The organism is Actinoallomurus liliacearum (assembly GCF_039542035.1).
Lineage (GTDB): Bacteria > Actinomycetota > Actinomycetes > Streptosporangiales > Streptosporangiaceae > Actinoallomurus > Actinoallomurus liliacearum.
On record NZ_BAABHJ010000002.1, the window covers coordinates 610,389 to 625,657 of the forward strand.

At 67.5% G+C, this 15,269-nt stretch carries 14 protein-coding genes; 9 read left to right on the top strand and 5 right to left on the bottom strand.

The genetic code is table 11. The features are described from left to right. Positions 1-4 precede the first annotated feature (4 nt). Positions 5-307: an urease subunit gamma gene (locus tag ABD978_RS05420; protein ID WP_345349240.1), complete on the bottom strand. Its 303-nt coding sequence runs from the start codon at positions 305-307 to the stop codon at positions 5-7. A 158-nt stretch (positions 308-465) separates the two neighbouring features. Here ABD978_RS05420 and ABD978_RS05425 point away from each other — a divergent pair, with 158 nt between their 5' ends. The 6 genes from ABD978_RS05425 (at position 466) to ABD978_RS05450 (ending at position 10,189) form a co-directional block, all read left to right on the top strand. Continuing rightward, on the top strand, positions 466-960 hold the full coding sequence (locus ABD978_RS05425) for a hypothetical protein (protein WP_345349243.1): 495 nt from the start codon (positions 466-468) through the stop codon (positions 958-960). A gap of 49 nt (positions 961-1,009) precedes the next feature. Then, entirely contained in the window at positions 1,010-2,776 is a 1,767-nt protein-coding gene (gene uidA / locus ABD978_RS05430; protein ID WP_345349246.1) for a beta-glucuronidase, read from the top strand. 272 nt (positions 2,777-3,048) lie between these two features. Continuing rightward, positions 3,049-4,893: a WD40 repeat domain-containing serine/threonine protein kinase gene (locus ABD978_RS05435; RefSeq protein WP_345349249.1), complete on the top strand. Its 1,845-nt coding sequence runs from the start codon at positions 3,049-3,051 to the stop codon at positions 4,891-4,893. A gap of 1,137 nt (positions 4,894-6,030) precedes the next feature. After that, positions 6,031-7,386: an FAD-binding oxidoreductase gene (locus ABD978_RS05440; RefSeq protein ID WP_345349252.1), complete on the top strand. Its 1,356-nt coding sequence runs from the start codon at positions 6,031-6,033 to the stop codon at positions 7,384-7,386. Positions 7,387-7,388: 2 nt separating this feature from the next. Further along, entirely contained in the window at positions 7,389-8,180 is a 792-nt protein-coding gene (locus tag ABD978_RS05445) for a bestrophin-like domain (RefSeq protein ID WP_345349255.1), read from the top strand. A gap of 458 nt (positions 8,181-8,638) precedes the next feature. After that, entirely contained in the window at positions 8,639-10,189 is a 1,551-nt protein-coding gene (locus ABD978_RS05450; RefSeq protein WP_345349257.1) for a cellulase family glycosylhydrolase, read from the top strand. Between the two features lie 123 nt (positions 10,190-10,312). On the opposite strand, the gene ABD978_RS05455 is transcribed toward ABD978_RS05450, so the two are convergent. Beyond that, entirely contained in the window at positions 10,313-11,194 is an 882-nt protein-coding gene (locus tag ABD978_RS05455) for an aldo/keto reductase (protein ID WP_345349259.1), read from the bottom strand. Between the two features lie 95 nt (positions 11,195-11,289). On the opposite strand from ABD978_RS05455, the gene ABD978_RS05460 reads away from it, so the two are divergent. Continuing rightward, positions 11,290-11,871 carry a TetR/AcrR family transcriptional regulator gene (locus ABD978_RS05460; RefSeq protein WP_345349262.1) on the top strand — a complete coding sequence of 194 codons (582 nt, stop codon included), beginning with the start codon at positions 11,290-11,292 and terminating at the stop codon, positions 11,869-11,871. Positions 11,872-12,018: 147 nt separating this feature from the next. On the opposite strand, the gene ABD978_RS05465 is transcribed toward ABD978_RS05460, so the two are convergent. Further along, entirely contained in the window at positions 12,019-13,008 is a 990-nt protein-coding gene (locus ABD978_RS05465; protein WP_345349264.1) for a hypothetical protein, read from the bottom strand. A 123-nt stretch (positions 13,009-13,131) separates the two neighbouring features. Here ABD978_RS05465 and ABD978_RS05470 point away from each other — a divergent pair, with 123 nt between their 5' ends. Together ABD978_RS05470 and ABD978_RS05475 are read left to right on the top strand one after the other, a co-directional pair. Continuing rightward, complete coding sequence (locus tag ABD978_RS05470; protein ID WP_345349267.1) at positions 13,132-13,488, top strand: SRPBCC family protein; 357 nt, start codon at positions 13,132-13,134, stop codon at positions 13,486-13,488. Positions 13,489-13,639: 151 nt separating this feature from the next. Next, the gene (locus ABD978_RS05475) at positions 13,640-14,038 is read left to right on the top strand and encodes a hypothetical protein (RefSeq protein ID WP_345349270.1); all 399 of its coding nucleotides are present in this window, start codon (positions 13,640-13,642) and stop codon (positions 14,036-14,038) included. 66 nt (positions 14,039-14,104) lie between these two features. Here ABD978_RS05475 and ABD978_RS05480 read toward each other — a convergent pair whose 3' ends face one another. Both ABD978_RS05480 and ABD978_RS05485 read right to left on the bottom strand, forming a co-directional pair. Continuing rightward, complete coding sequence (locus tag ABD978_RS05480; protein ID WP_345349273.1) at positions 14,105-14,437, bottom strand: YciI family protein; 333 nt, start codon at positions 14,435-14,437, stop codon at positions 14,105-14,107. A gap of 314 nt (positions 14,438-14,751) precedes the next feature. After that, positions 14,752-15,240: a hypothetical protein gene (locus ABD978_RS05485; protein ID WP_345349276.1), complete on the bottom strand. Its 489-nt coding sequence runs from the start codon at positions 15,238-15,240 to the stop codon at positions 14,752-14,754. Positions 15,241-15,269 lie beyond the last annotated feature (29 nt).

The window sequence follows — 15,269 nt, forward strand, 5'->3', positions numbered from 1 at the left end:
GACGTCACGGGATCGGCCGGTGGACGGTGACGAGCTTGGTGCCGTCGGGGAAGGTCGCCTCGACCTGCACGGAGTCGAGCATCTCCGGGATGCCGTCCAGGACGTCCTCGCGGGTGAGCACCGTACGTCCCGCCTCCATCAGCTCGGCGACGGTACACCCGTCGCGGGCGCCCTCTAGCACGTACGAGGCGATGACCGCGGTGGCCTCGGGATGGTTGAGCCGCAGGCCGCGGGCGCGCCGGTCGCGGGCGAGCCCGGCCGCCACGTGGATGAGCAGCCGCTCCCGCTCATGTGGAGTGATCAGCACATACGGACGCTAACTCCGCCCGGAGCCGCTGGGAACGGGCCGGTCATCGATGTAACAGGAACTTCACAGGAATCGGAGGCGGACCATACGACGTGGCGCCGGAACCCGGCGACGCGGCCACGTTCTCGGGGCCGCCGCGTTCGCTACGCTGGCCGATCATGTACGACGTTTCCAGGATGGCCGGTTTCTATGCCGCCCACGGCATCTGGAGCGTGTCCGGCGGCGACACGTTGATTCCCCTGCTGGGCCACGCGGACGCAGCCGGCGGTAAAGGCATGAACCGCCTTATGGCCGACGATATCGCCGACGCCGCGAAGGCCGGCCAGGAAGCGCTGGAAGCGGGCCGGCCTGACTGGGTCCGCGCGGTATTCGTCGCGGACGCCTACCTCAACCTCGACGGGAGACGGGTCGACGCGCTGGTCGTCGACGCCGTCGAGTACCTCCCGGCCCGGCGGTCGATGAAGATGGCCGTGCCCTACCGGCCGCAATCGGCTCCGCAGGGCTTCGCGGTGTACCGGCCGAAATTCATCGAGGTCACGGATGTCGTGGAACCGGACTACGCCGGATTGGCCGATGCCTTCTTCGCCGGCGTCGACTCCCACGAGCAGGCGGCGGCCGTTTGGAACGCACATCTCCTCGATGAATCCGTCTGACAGTCGATAGACGAGGATCCCGGCCCTTCTCACCCACCCGGAGGCTCCCTTGCTCCGTCCTCAGGAGACGTCCAGCCGCGAACGTGTCGGCCTCAACGGGCTGTGGGCCTTCGCCCTCGACCCCGGTGACCGGGGCCGGGCCGAGCAGTGGTGGCGCGGCCCGCTGCCGGACGCCGTGGAGATGCCGGTTCCGGCGAGTTTCAACGACGTGCCGGCCACCCGGGACGCCCACGACCACGTCGGCGACGTCTGGTACCAGCGCGAGGTACGGATCCCGGCCGGGTGGGCGGGGCGGCGCGTCGTGCTGCGCTTCGACGCCGCCGCGCACCGCGCCGTGGTGTGGTGGAACGACGTGGAGGTCGGACGGCACGAGGGCGGCTACACGCCGTTCGAGTGCGACGTGACCGAGCACGCCCGGCCCGGCGAGATCGGCCGCCTGACCGTCGTGGTCGACAACCGCCTGGAGCCCTCCACGATCCCGCCCGGCATCGTCGACGTCCTGCCGGACGGGCGCCGCCGGCAGCGGTACTTCCACGACTTCTTCAACTATGCCGGGCTGCACCGCGCCGTCTGGCTCTGCGCCACCCCCCGCTCGTACGTCCGCGACATCACCGTCACCACGGAGGTGGCCGGCGCGGACGCCCGCGTGCACTACCGCGTGGACGTCGTGGCCGGCCAGGTCGCCGAGGTCGTGCTGCGCGACGCCGACGGCGCCGAACGCGCGCGGGGCACGACCGCCGCCGGCACACTGGAGGTGCCGGACGCGACCCTGTGGCGCCCCGGCCACGGCCACCTCTACCGCCTCGAGGTCCGTACGAGCGGCGACGACGCCGACGACTACGCGCTGCCGGTCGGCATCCGCGACGTGAAGGTAGAGGGCGACCGCTTCCTGATCAACGGCGAGCCGTTCTACTTCCGCGGCTTCGGCAAGCACGAGGACAACCCCGTCCGCGGCAAAGGCCACGACGACGTGCACATGGTGCACGACTTCGCGCTGCTCGACTGGATCGGCGCCAACTCCTTCCGCACCTCGCACTACCCGTACGCCGAGGAGGTCCTGGAGTACGCCGACCGGCACGGCATCGTCGTCATCGACGAGACCCCGGCCGTCGGGCTCAACTTCGAGATCGCGCACACGCTCGTGCCCGGCGATCCCCCGCACATCTGGGCGGCGATCGACGACACCACCCAGGCCGCCCACCTGCGCGCCATCCAGGAACTCGTGGCCCGCGACAAGAACCATCCGAGCGTGGTCATGTGGAGCATCGCCAACGAACCGGACTCGGCCCGCCCCGAGGCGCGCACGTACTTCGAGCCGCTCGTACGCGCCGCACGCGCGGCCGACCCGAGCCGCCCGGTCTGCTTCGCCCAGGTCCAGTTGCCGCCGGACAAGGACGTCATGAGCGACCTGTTCGACGTCATCTGCCTCAACCGCTACAACGGCTGGTACATCGACACCGGCGACCTGGTCACGGCGGAACGCGAGCTCGAGGCGGAACTGCGCGAGTGGGTACGCCTGCACGGCAAGCCGATCATCGTCACGGAGTACGGCGCGGACGCGATCGCCGGAGTGCGCTCGGTCGCGGCGGGCACCTGGACCGAGGACTACCAGATCGAGCTCCTGGAGACGTTCCACCGGGTCTTCGACCGCGTCGACTCCGTCATCGGCGAGCACGTCTGGAACTTCGCCGACTTCGCCACGGGGTACGGCGTCAACCGCGCCGACGGCAACAAGAAGGGCGTCTTCACCCGCGACCGCCGCCCGAAGGCCGCCGCCTTCGCCCTCCGCCGCCGCTGGCACCCGAAGGAAGACTGACCTCCCGGCCCGACAGCACGCGTCGCCCAGGCGCCGTTCCGCTGAACCGGCGCTGAGCCTCCTGCCACGGTCGGCCGCGAGACGTCCTCTCATGCCGATGGTCGGATGTTCGTGCCGTTTGCTGGATTGAGCATGAGTGTCGGTTGAGACCGGTGGTCTCGTCTCTGCGCGATTCAGCTCACGGAAGGAGAAACCTGGACCCTAGCCGCGCATACCTGATGGGATGTAGCGGTTGTGTGATCTTCCCTTGGGTGCGGGCAGGGTCGGAGGCGATGGTGCAGCGGAACGTGGAGCTGGCCGGCCGGTACCGGCTGGAGGAGCCGCTGGGCCGGGGCGGGATGGGTGAGGTGTGGCGGGGGGTCGATCTGCGGCTGCGCCGTCAGATCGCTGTCAAGATCCTTCCGTTGACGGTCGCGGCGGAAGCGACTGGAGTCGCCCGGTTCCGGCGGGAGGCCGAGGTCGCCGCGACGTTGAATCATCCGGGTATCACCACGGTGTTCGACATCGACGAACATCGGGTCGGGGATGAGCGCTGGCTGTTCTTGGTGATGGAGCTGATGGTCGGCCGTGACCTGCGCCACCTGCTCGCCGCCAATCGCAAGGGGCTGCCGATCGAGCAGGTGCGGGGATTGGCCGTGCAGGTCACCGATGCGCTCGCTGCCGCCCACCGCCGTGGCGTGGTGCATCGTGACATCAAACCGGCCAACCTGTTCCTGCTGGAGGAGGGCCGGGTGAAGATCTGCGACTTCGGGATCGCCCGCCTCGCCGACGCCACGAAGCTCACCGCCACCGGCTCTTCTGCGGGGACGCCGGTGTACATGGCGCCCGAGCAGATCCAAGGCGGGCAGGTGGACCAGCGCACCGACCTGTATGCCTTCGGCTGCGTCCTGTACGAACTGCTCACCGGCACCACCTGGGTCGACGCCGACTCAAATCTCGGCGCGATCCTCTACCAGCACCTCAACCAACCCCCAGCACCACCACGATCCTTGCGGGAGGACATTCCCGATCAACTCGACACGCTGGTGCTGGACCTGCTGGCCAAACAACCCGACGACCGACCCCAGGACGCCACATCCGTCGCCGAACGCCTGCGCCAACTGCCCGACGAGCCGCATCCGCAGGGAAGCCGGCCCCCTCCGGCAAAGGTGACCGACACCCCGAACACTCCTGCGGCAGACCGGACACCTCCCCTGCGTGTACGGCCGGATCCGCCGCGACCAGCGCAGACCGCCCTCGCGCCGACGATGACATCCCCGCCCGCCTTGGGCCGGATCCGGCGCCGCACCGTTCTCCTCGGCGGTCTCGGAGCAGCCGCCCTCGCGGGCGTCCCCGCGGCATTGCTGCTGCTAGACGCCGAATCCGGACCCCGCACCATCGCCCCCCTCACCGGCCACACCGACGAGGTCAATTCGGTGGCGTTCAGTCCGGACGGCAAGACCCTCGCCACCGGCAGCGTCGACCACACCGCCCGGTTGTGGGATGTGGCCACCGGCCGCACCACCGCCACCCTCAGCCATACCGACTCGGTCGAATCGGTGGCGTTCAGTCCGGACGGCAAGACCCTCGCCACCGGCAGCTGGGACGGCACCGTCCGGTTGTGGGATGTGGCCACTGGCCATACCACGGCCACCCTCACCGGCCACACCGGCGGGGTCGAATCGGTGGCGTTCAGTCCGGACGGCAAGACCCTCGCCACCGGCAGCCACGACGACACCGTCCGGTTGTGGGATGTGGCCACCGGCCGCACAACGGCCACCCTCACCGGCCACACCGGCCCGGTCGAATCGGTGGCGTTCAGCCCGGGCGGCAAAACCCTCGCCACCGGCAGCGAAGACCATACCGCCCGGTTGTGGGACGTGGCCACCGGCCGCATCACCGCCACCCTCAGCCATACCGACTTGGTCTATTCGGTGGCGTTCAGTCCGGACGGCAAGACCCTCGCCACCGGCAGCCACGACAACACCGTCCGGTTGTGGGATGTGGCCACCGGCCGCACCACCGCCACCCTCACCGGCCACACCGACTCGGTCGGATCGGTGGCGTTCAGCCCGGACGGCAAAACCCTCGCCACCGGCAGCGAAGACCACACCACCCGGCTGTGGAAGATCGAATGACCAGCATCTCACCATCTGCCTAGGTGCACTCGGAAAACAGATCTCGTCACGGAAGGGCTACTTCCTCACGAGACATCGCGTGGCTCTTGCAGTCCGCCGCTGTGCTTTCCGAGGCGCCCTCTCATGCCGCTGATCGGGCGCTCATGCCGACGATCAGCGGGCTGTGACGTGAGGTTGAAGTGTGCGCCGTAATCGGTTCCGTGGATCAGATCAGCGGGACCATGTCATCGATCAGAGCGAACCGGTTCCCGGCCACGTAGGCGACCTGAAAGTCGCGTCGAAGCCCGATGGCGCTGACGGACAAGTTTCCGACACTGCGGCCCGGGGCCGACGCCGGGGATGCGGCTTTCGGCGCGCTCGACCCAACCCTGTGGAGTGCTGATGCGGTACGGAATTGCAGTGTCTGCAGCGGGCCGGTCGACCTTGAGCTGCGGCAAGTGTAAATCTCTTGCCGGATCGGCACCGACGTGCTCCCGCTCCTGGTGAACGCGTGCTCCCCGGCTCGTCTGGCGGCACTTCCGGAGCCACACCGCGGTTACGTGCCGACGCCGCACACCGGCGGCCCGGACATCGTGCAGCCTGCCGGTAGATACTGAGGCAACGACTCTTCTAACAGCGCCCTTGATATCTAGCTGTCCGACTCGTTTCTGTTCGACTAGCACATGGACCACAGACTCCAAGTTCACCCAGCGACGCATCCCACTACCGCGCAGTACCGCGCCTACGCCTTCACGGGCTCGAGGTTAGAAGTAGATCACCCGGACAGACCACTTTCGTAATTGTCCATGAGTTTCGCGCAGAATGTCTCTAACGTCCCGCTCGGAGCGTCGGTCGGCGCCCCTTGACAATGTCTTGCGCATACACGAGCATCATTTAGGCCCCCCTGTTATGGGAAATGCACATCGGGAGATGGGGGGGTGCGGTGACGAAACCAGCCGGGGGCGCCGAGGGTTCGGTCGAGCCTGGGGGTTATCGACAGCAGGTGAACGGGACGCCCGGTCCCTCGCGGGAAGGCTGTTCCTCTTGGCCGGCTTGTGTTCGACCGCGAGGCGCTCGAGCCCCAGCCCTGAGACGCAAGCGTCGTCACGCATTGACGAGCGGTGGCCGTCTGACTGCGGTGACAGGAACGTGCCGCTCATGACCACGGGCAAGAGCCTGCCGGCTCAGCTCACCGGCCGGGTCATCCACCCCGACAGCCCTGCCTACACCAAGGCTCGCACCGACTGGGACGGGCTCTACCGTTCCTATCCGTTGGTGATCGTCTTCGCCAACACGACGGAGGACGTCGTCAACGCGATCACCTGGGCACGCCAGAACGACGTCGCGCTGCGGGCGCGCAGCGGCCGCCACAGCCTCGCGGGCTGGTCGAATGTGTCCGATGGGATCGTCATCGACGTCAGTGAGATGAAGTCCGCTCGGCTCGACCCGGCGTCTCGTACTGTGACCGTCGGGGCAGGCCTCACCCAGGGTGAGGCCGTGACGGCGCTCGGCGAGGAGGGCTTTGCCGTGGCGACCGGAGGGGAGGCGACCGTCGGGCTCGCTGGTGCGACGCTCGGCGGCGGCTTGGGCTTCCTCACCCGCAACTTTGGCATGGCCTGCGACAACTTGATGGCGGCCGAGGTTGTCGTCCCCTCGGGCGACGACGGCGCCAAGGCGATCATGGCCGACGAGCACAACAACTCGGACCTGCTGTGGGCCCTGCGGGGCGCCGGCAACGGCAACTTCGGAATCGTGACCTCCTTCACCTACAGGATGCACCCGCTCAAGCAGGTCAGCTTGCTCGAGGCGCGGTGGAATGGCTTCGAGGACCTGCGGGGTGTCTTCGACGCGTGGCAGCGGCAGGCCCCGGCGACCGACTCGCGCCTCAGCAGCGTGCTCGACATCGGTCCGGACGGAATCGACCTCTTGGCGGTGCTGCAATCGGGGTCGCCGGCCGAGGTCAAGGAGTTGCTAGCGCCGGTGCTGTCGGTGGGCAAGCCCGACGTCTCCATCCAGGCCGGGAGCTGGGCCGACACCTTTGCCCGGCTCCAACCGCCGTCGAAGAGTGCGGTTGAGAAAGCAAAGAACTGGAAGTTCTTCTCGCAGTTCGTCACCGAACCGTACCCGGCGGAGGCGATCGATATCGTCGGCAAGTTCATGAAGAACGCGCCCTCGGAGGTGAGCGATTACTTCTGCTCGAGCCTCGGCGGCGCGGTTAAGAAGGCGCCGCCGGGGGGCTCCGCGTTCGCGCACCGCGACGCGCTCTTCTACGCCGAGCCGGGCGCGGGCTGGAGTGGCGACGCGATCACGCCCAGGGCACAGGCCTGGGTCGCCGAGTTCAGCCAGGCGCTGCGACCATACGTCAACGGCGCGTACGTCAACGTGCCGAACCCGGGCATGGTCGATTGGGAGACCGCCTACTGGGGTGACCATTACCCCCGGTTGCGCGAGATCAAGGCCAAGTACGACCCTGACAACGTCTTCCAGTACGAGCAGAGCATCCCGCCGGCCTGACCATGCTCACCATCCTGATATACGTCCTCATTCTTTGGGGCTTCATCGCGCTCGGATGGCTTGTGGCGTGGTGGCTCAAGCGGCGCGGGGCGGCCATGTCCGGGCAGTTCACCAACGTGGTCCTGTTCGTCGGGTTCTTGTTCGGGTTCCTGCTCACCACGCTCCAGGTATTCGCGACCAACCACTACTCTGACGCCCGTTCTCAGACCCAGTCCGAGCCGGCGAGCCTGGTGGCGGTGTACGACGACCTAGGCGTATTTCCGCCGCAGGTGCGCACAGCGGCGCGTCGCGAGGTCATCTGTTATATGTGGTCGGTCGCCGAGCGTGACTGGAAGGCGCAAGAGCGGGGGAGCACTCAGGAGGCGCCCGACACGGTCGTGCGGGGTGACCGCCTGCGTAACCTCAGGACCACGCTTCCGAAGGACTCACCTGCAACCCAGGCCGCATCTCAACAGGTCAGCACGGACCTGAGCGACGCGGGCAAGGCGCGCCAGCAGCTCCTGTTCCTGGCCCAACCCCGAATACCGGCAATCCTGTGGGCTGTCGTGCTCCTCAGTAGCGGCCTGCTGATTTTCTTGCTGGTCGGCGACTCTCAATCGCAACCAAAGATCATCAGGCGCATAGTGTTCGCTGCAGTGGCCGTGCTGGTGACCGTCGAAGTCGCTTCCCTCGCTGTCCTCGACCGCCCGTTCTCTCCCATCGCTCAGGTTCAGCCCAACGCGATGACAGACGCCATCGCACTGCTGGAGGCCGGCCGCACCGGGCAACCTACCCCGCACGACTGTGGTCTGTAGCCGACGCTCAACTCGGACCGTCTCAGGACCCACGCCGGTTCGCCGTCGGGGCGGCCGACTGCAGCAATCCGCAGGGGAGCAGAACCAGCAGGGGCAGGGCGTTGCTCGCCCGCCGGTCACCGGCATCACGCCTCTGCATGAGCGCCCGCCGCAGGGCCGTCCGGGGGCGGGTGCGCGATGATGGTCGATCCGATCGTTGGAGTGAGCTCCGCCGCCGTAGTGAAAGCTTTCATCTGTCGCCGCAGGTCACCGGCGGGGAGTGGACTCGTCGTTGACGGCATCGGATCGAAAATCGAACAATGACGCCGCTCCTGCCCACGGTGGTGAGAGTTCGGGCTGCGAAGGGATTCCCCATGGACGTCGCACGTCGCTCCCGTTGGCGGCTTCCCAGCAGGGACGGGCGGGGTCGATCGCACAGTAGGCGTGGTCGGGGCGCGCTCGCCGCGGCCGCCTCGGTCTTGACGGCCGCGGCCGCCGCGCTCGTGGCCCTCACCGTCTCCGCGACCCCGGCCGCGGCGGCGGGTACCGGCACCGGCTATCTGCACACCAGCGGCAACAAGATCGTCGACAGTACCGGCGCGACCGTACGGCTGACCGGCCTGAACTGGTTCGGCATGGAGACCGACAACCACACCTTCCACGGGCTGTGGGCCGGCCGGAACGCCACCTGGCGGATGCAGATCGACCACATGGCACAACTCGGCTTCAACACGATCCGGGTGCCGTTCACCGGCGACTCGCTGCGCTCTGGGGCGCAGGCGACCAGCATCAACACCGACAGCAATCCGGACCTGATCGGGTTGAGCCCGCTGCAGATCCTCGACAAGGTCGTCGCCTACGCCGGGCAGAAGGGGATGCGCATCATCCTTGACCGGCACCGCCCGTCGGCGGCCGGCCAGACCGCCCTGTGGTACACCTCGAGCGTCTCTGAGGCCAGCGAGATCTCCGACTGGCAGATGCTGGCCCAGCACTACGCGAACAACCCGACCGTCATCGGCGCCGATCTGTTCAACGAGCCACACGCCGAGGGCACCGAACCGAACGGTACCGGCGCCTGTTGGGGCTGCGGCGACACCGCCCGCGACTGGCGGCTGGCCGCGCAGCGCATCGGCAACGCGGTGCTCCAGGCCAACTCGAACTGGCTGATCTTTGTCGAGGGAGTCAGCTGCCCATCAGGCGGTACGCCGAACCAGTGGGACAACGTCCCCGATGACCCGATGGAATGCGACTGGTGGGGCGGCAACCTCGCAGCCGCGGCCCAGTTCCCGGTACAGCTGAGCGTGGCCAACCGGCTCGTGTACTCGGCGCACGACTATGGCATCTCGGTCTACGATCGGCAGCCGTGGTTCAAAGACGCGAACTTCCCGAACAACCTGCCGGACGTCTGGGACCACTTCTGGGGCTACCTGTTCAAGAACAACACCGCGCCGATCCTGGTCGGCGAGTTCGGCAGCACGCTGGCCAATCCGCTGGACACGCAGTGGATGGCCAAGCTGATGACCTATATGGGCTCGGGTACGAACGGCATGTCGTTTACGTACTGGTCCTGGAACCCCGACTCCGGCGACACCGGCGGAATCGTCCAGGACGACTGGGTCACGGTGAACCAGAACAAGATGAACATCATCGGGCCGTCCCTGATCCCGCCGGTGGACAGTACACCGACCGCCACCCCGCCCACGTCGCCCGGCACGTCGAGCCCGCCGGCGGGAGTCTCGTGCGCAACGACCTACGCCCTGACCAACGTCTGGCAGGGCGGCTTCCAGGCGGCTCTGACGGTCACCAACTCGGGCACGTCGGCCTGGAACAATTGGACCGTCACCTGGACCATGCCGTCCGGCGTGACTCTCGGCAGTGGGTGGAACGCGACCGTCACCGCGAACGCCACTACGTGGACGGCCAAGGCACCGAGTCAATCGCCCACCCTCGCACCCAACGCGTCAATGACGATCGGCTTCACGGCCAACGGCCCGTCCAGCCCGGGAGCGACGAACATCCGATGCTCTTAAGCCGACGAGCCGCCCGGACAGGTCAGGACCAGAAGACCGAACGCACTCATCTGCCGCTGACCGCGCGTAACGATGCGTCACGAACCGTCGGGCACCGAACAGCCGGCACGCGGATGACTACCGTTAGGCTCTCCCGGCCTGACCGGCCAGCGTGTCGAAGGCCATCATCGCTTCCTGGTCCAGCTCGATCCGGGCGACCGCGACGTTGTCGGCCAGGTGCGCGAGGTCACGGGTGCCGGGGATCAGCAGCGTTGCCGGGCTGTGCCCGAGCAGCCAGGCCAGCCCGGCCTGAGCCGGGGTGATGCCGAGTCGCTCGGCGTGCGCGATGACCACCGGGTTGTCGGTGACGCTGGGCAGCCAGTCGAAGGCCGATCCGAGCGGGCAGTACGGCACCCAGGCGACGCCCTGCTCGGCGCACTCGGTCAGGACGTCCTCCTGGTCACGGGTGAGGACGTTGTACATGTTCTGCACGCAGACGATTCCGGCCGGAAGAGCCTGCCGCAGTTGCGTGAGGCTGACCTGGCTCAGGCCGATGCCACCGATCTTGCCCTCGTCGCGCAGGGCGATCAGTTCGGCCAGTTGGCTGTCGAGGTCGACCACTTGGTCGCCGGTGGCGGTGATGCCCGGCGGAGTGTCGGCCCGGCGGAGATTGACGACCGCGAGGTGTTCGGTGTCGAGGGTGCGCAGGTTCTCCTCGACCGATGCCCGCAGTTGCGCCGGCTTCTGGGCGGCGACCAGTCGCTCGGTCGGGTGGGTCACCGCGCCGACCTTGGTGACGATCCGCAGGCTGTCGGCGTACGGATGCAAGGCGGTCCTGATCAGGTCGTTGACCGGGCCGTAGAAGTGGGCCGTGTCGATGTGGTCGACGCCGAGTTCGACCGCGCGGCGCAGAACCTTGACGGCATCCGCAGGGTCGCCGTGTTCCAGCTGCATGGCGCCGAAGCCGACCCGCAGGACATCGTGGTCGCCCAGCTTTCCGTACGCGTACGCATGCGATGTGGTCATGGTCGTGGCCCTCCAGATACGATGACCATAAGCGGAACCGATTCCGCTTAGCCTAGTTGGACTCTAGCAAAAGCGGAACCGGTTCCGCTTGTGAGGTGATCGCGATTTCCGAGCTCGAGCGACGCCCCGGCGCACGAAGGGACGCCCAGCGCAACCGGCAGCGCATCATCGACGCTGCCACCCGCGCCCTCACCACCGGCCCGGACCCCGTCAAGATCGAGACCATCGCCCGTGAGGCGGGAGTCGGCGTCGGCACGCTCTACCGCAACTTCCCGTCCCGCGAAGCCCTGGTCGAAGAGGTCTACCGCAGCGAACTCACCCGCCTCTGCGCCATGGCCGCGCAGCTGGTGGCCGACCACGCGCCGGCCGACGCCATGCGTGAATGGATGCGCCGCTATCAGGACTTCGTCGCCACCAAACGCGGCATGGCCGAAGCCCTGCGCGCGGTGATCGCCAGCGGTGCGATCAGCTCCGGCCAAACCCGCGAACACCTCAACGGCGCCATCGCCACCATCCTCGACGCCGGCCGAACCGACGGCAGCCTGCGCGCCGACGTCCACCCGGCCGACGTCTCCGCCAGCATGGCCGGCATCATGCTGACCGCCGCCGACGTCGACCAGGCCACCCGGATGCTGCGACTCCTCGTCAATGGCATGCTCGCCCGCGGCCCCTCCTGAAGCAGCCCCGGGCCTGAAAGCCGTGACGCACGCTTCTGCCGCCGGTCGCGTACGGAGAGCCTGAGCCGGCGAGCGGACATCCAGCCTCCGGACGCAGGCGCCAGACGGCTCGCTTTCAACCGGGGATGCGGCCTGACCAGACCGCGGTCAGTCCCCGGCGCCTCGGATCGTTACCTCGATGGCGGCCGGGGCACCCGCCGCATCAAGTTCGACATGGACGGGGAAGAACCCGTCGCCCACGGACGTCATCGCGAACATGACGCGGGCACCGCCGACCTCTATCGAGGCGGCCTCATTCTCCGACGCGCGAACATCGGCCATCACCCGCCAGTGATGCGAGTGCGGCCGGAAATCGAAGGCGAACTTACGGTCCGATGCCGTCTTCCGATCGTTCAACGCGATCGCCTTCGCGTACGCGTCGCGGACCGGCAGGTTCAGCCAGCCGTAGTTGTCCTCGCCAGGCGTGCCGGTACGGGTGGCACCGAACTCGGCCGCGATCTCGGTCTCGTGCCTGCCCCAGAACACGACGTCCGCGAGCCCGTCGATCGGCTCCTCGTGTATCCACGCGTTCAACGCGTCCGCGTCGGCGAACACGAAGCGGGCGTAGTCGACGCCGATCTTGCCCAGCGAGCAGGTATCCATGACCGGTTCGTCACTGACGACGATGCGGATGTGCGTCCAGCCCCAGTCGCTGTGCGGTGTCGCGGTGACCGGCAGCGGGCGGTCGGTCGGCAGGCCACCGATGGCGATGACCGGCACGCCGCTGATCAGAAAATCCGGGTCGTTTCCGGCGATCGCCCGCCGGACGCGGTCACGGTGCGGGACCTGCCGTGGAAAGGAGCGCAGCGACGCCTGGTGGCCGCGCTCACGGCAGTGGTCATCGAAGTGCGAGGTGAACGCTGCGACGGCGTGGTGCGGGATGTCGTAGAGGGTGCGGCCGGACTGCCGGTCGAACGACCGGGCCGCGGCGTCTGCATCGCGGCCGACCACCTCGAAGTCGACGGCAGGCGCGTCGTCGGGCCGCTCCACGTCGTCCGGTTCGCGGTCGCCGGACCATAGCCCGAGGTAGCCGCCATCCATCAGCACCAACTCGCCCGACGGACAGGTCACCTCGCCGAGCAGCACGATCTCCGCCACGGTCGCGTAGTTTACGGCGATCAGTACCACCGCATCCGCATCCGCATCCGCTTCTGCCGCGGAGGGAATACCTGGCTGTCGTTGAAAGGTCGAGCGTCGCGCGAGTCCACATACGATTCTGAGGTGATCGAGATCGGCTCGAGGGCACGCAAACTGCCGGCGCCCCCGTCAGTAGTCTGGGAGTCGCTTGTGGAACCTCATCGGCGGGGAGCGCGGCCATGGCTTAGCCTGCTCTCCGATGAAATAGAGCCGAGGGTCTTGGAAGCCGAAAAGCCCAACCGGGTCGTCTGGTCATCGCTTTGGCCAAGTAGACCCAACGACCAGGTGCACTTCGAACTGACGGCCGTGGGCGGCGAGACCTCGCTGAAGTTCACCTTGCTCACCCCTGATGAAGCTCCTGATCAGAGCAAGACCGGACACCTTCGGCGGCGACTCAACCACCTGCTCTTCGCCGACCTTCGATTCTCTTACGGTCAGTGACTGCATGCCACAGGCGCCCGGATCTGCCGCGATCCGGTTCGCCTCGCCGACAAAAGGCCACGATCCTTGATCGATAGAACAGCGCGGCTAACGATGTCAGGAGCGTGCCGACTGGGGGCGCCTCACCGGCGAGTTCCCGTATCTTGTCGGCATGCCGGGCGATGACAGCACGATCGGGGATGATCCGCTCGCTGACGGAATGGCCCTGTCCTTGCGGCTGCGGCGCGATTTCACGGTGACCGACGCCGACCGTCTCCTTACGGCCGCGCGCCGCATCTACCGCGAACTCAATCCGGACACGAGTGCCGTCGAAGCCGCCGGGACGGTGAGCTGCGCCGCAGACGCGTTGTTCGTCATCCTTGAGCACGCCGGCCTGCTCGGTGACGCAGCCGATGACCGGCTGTCCGGTCACGCCGCCGACGGGCTCGCGGTCGGTGGGTGGCGCGCGCGGATCGTCGTCGGCGAACCGGCTCCCTTGTCGCCCGAACCCAGGAGTGACTGTCTTCGCGGTGACGTCTTCGCGCTTCCGCCCAGCGACGACGAAGTCTGACCGTGGCACAGACGAGCGAATCTCGGCAGCACTTCCCACACGCTCGCGCATGCCGCAGTCGGCGGACTACGGCGTCTCCCGCAACGGCCAGACCTCGACGACACCGTGCGCGACCGCGCAGGGAGTCCCTGATACGAGCTGGATCGCTTCCTCCAGGGTCGCTGCTTCGATGATGGCGAACCCGGCGACCGGGAGAGCCGACGACATGAACGATCCGCTTTCCACGCTCATGCCGGCAGCGTCGTGATTTCGCACCTGTACGGGCGACTCCGCGATCCCCATCTCGGCTCCCGCCGCTCGCAGGCGAGTGTCGTGCGCGTGCGCCTGGTCGCGGACCGCCGCGTCGGTGCGGTCATAACCTTCCTGGTCGCCGTACCCGATGGTCACGAACTTGGCCATGACAGGCCCTCCCTTGGTCACCTGGACTGCTCGCACGTACTGACCTCCATCGCGCCCTCAACTCATCGGTGCGTCCGGCACTCCGCACACCCGCCTCGACCTCCGATGTCGGCGTACCGGATGCTCGGAAAAGACCCACCCACGGTGCCGACATGAGGGTTTTGCCCCTTCCCTGGATCGCGGTTGCCGAGCATTCGGCACGCCCCCGCCCACGGATCGGGGGGACGACGAAGATCGACAGCTTGAGCAGCCTTTACGGGACGCTCCCAGGAAGCCAGACCTGGAGAACCGCCGCCTTCCGGGTCTCGCCCTCCTCAGGGCGCGGTGGCCTCGTCGTGTGGCGCACGCGTGAACGCGAGGATGCTGCCGGCCACACCGATGAGGATGATCGCGATGGCGACGCTGATCCCGCCCGCGCGGTTCCAGTACACGTCCTTCAACTCGATCAGCAACGCGGCTTCGTCGATCACAAGGGCCAGCCCGATCCCGAAGGCGAGGCCCATCCAGGCCCGCCAGAGAGGGGACCTCTCGACGAGCCCGCACGCGCCGACGACGATCAACAGCAGAATCCCCCAGATGTAATGGTGAATATGGACACGACCGACGTGGACATTGCCCAGTCCCGCGACGTGAACATGGATTGCCCAGGTCAGCAAACGCAACCCAGTGAATGTGGCGGTGAATCCCCACCACGAAAGGATCAGGCCACGCCGCGTCGGATGAACCTGCCGCAACCGGCGTTGACGCGGAGGCGGGTTCTGGGCTGACCGATCATTCGGGGAATTCGACGCTTCACCGCTCACCCGATGAGCCTACTTCTCACCTGACCGGC

Coding starts and splice junctions, on each gene's coding strand:
- ABD978_RS05425 (WP_345349243.1), top strand. CDS start 466: ATGTACGACGTTTCCAGGATGGCCGGTTTCTATGCCGCCCACGGCATC.
- ABD978_RS05435 (WP_345349249.1), top strand. CDS start 3,049: ATGGTGCAGCGGAACGTGGAGCTGGCCGGCCGGTACCGGCTGGAGGAG.
- ABD978_RS05440 (WP_345349252.1), top strand. CDS start 6,031: ATGACCACGGGCAAGAGCCTGCCGGCTCAGCTCACCGGCCGGGTCATC.
- ABD978_RS05445 (WP_345349255.1), top strand. CDS start 7,389: ATGCTCACCATCCTGATATACGTCCTCATTCTTTGGGGCTTCATCGCG.
- ABD978_RS05455 (WP_345349259.1), bottom strand. CDS start 11,194: ATGACCACATCGCATGCGTACGCGTACGGAAAGCTGGGCGACCACGAT.
- ABD978_RS05475 (WP_345349270.1), top strand. CDS start 13,640: ATGCCGGGCGATGACAGCACGATCGGGGATGATCCGCTCGCTGACGGA.
- ABD978_RS05480 (WP_345349273.1), bottom strand. CDS start 14,437: ATGGCCAAGTTCGTGACCATCGGGTACGGCGACCAGGAAGGTTATGAC.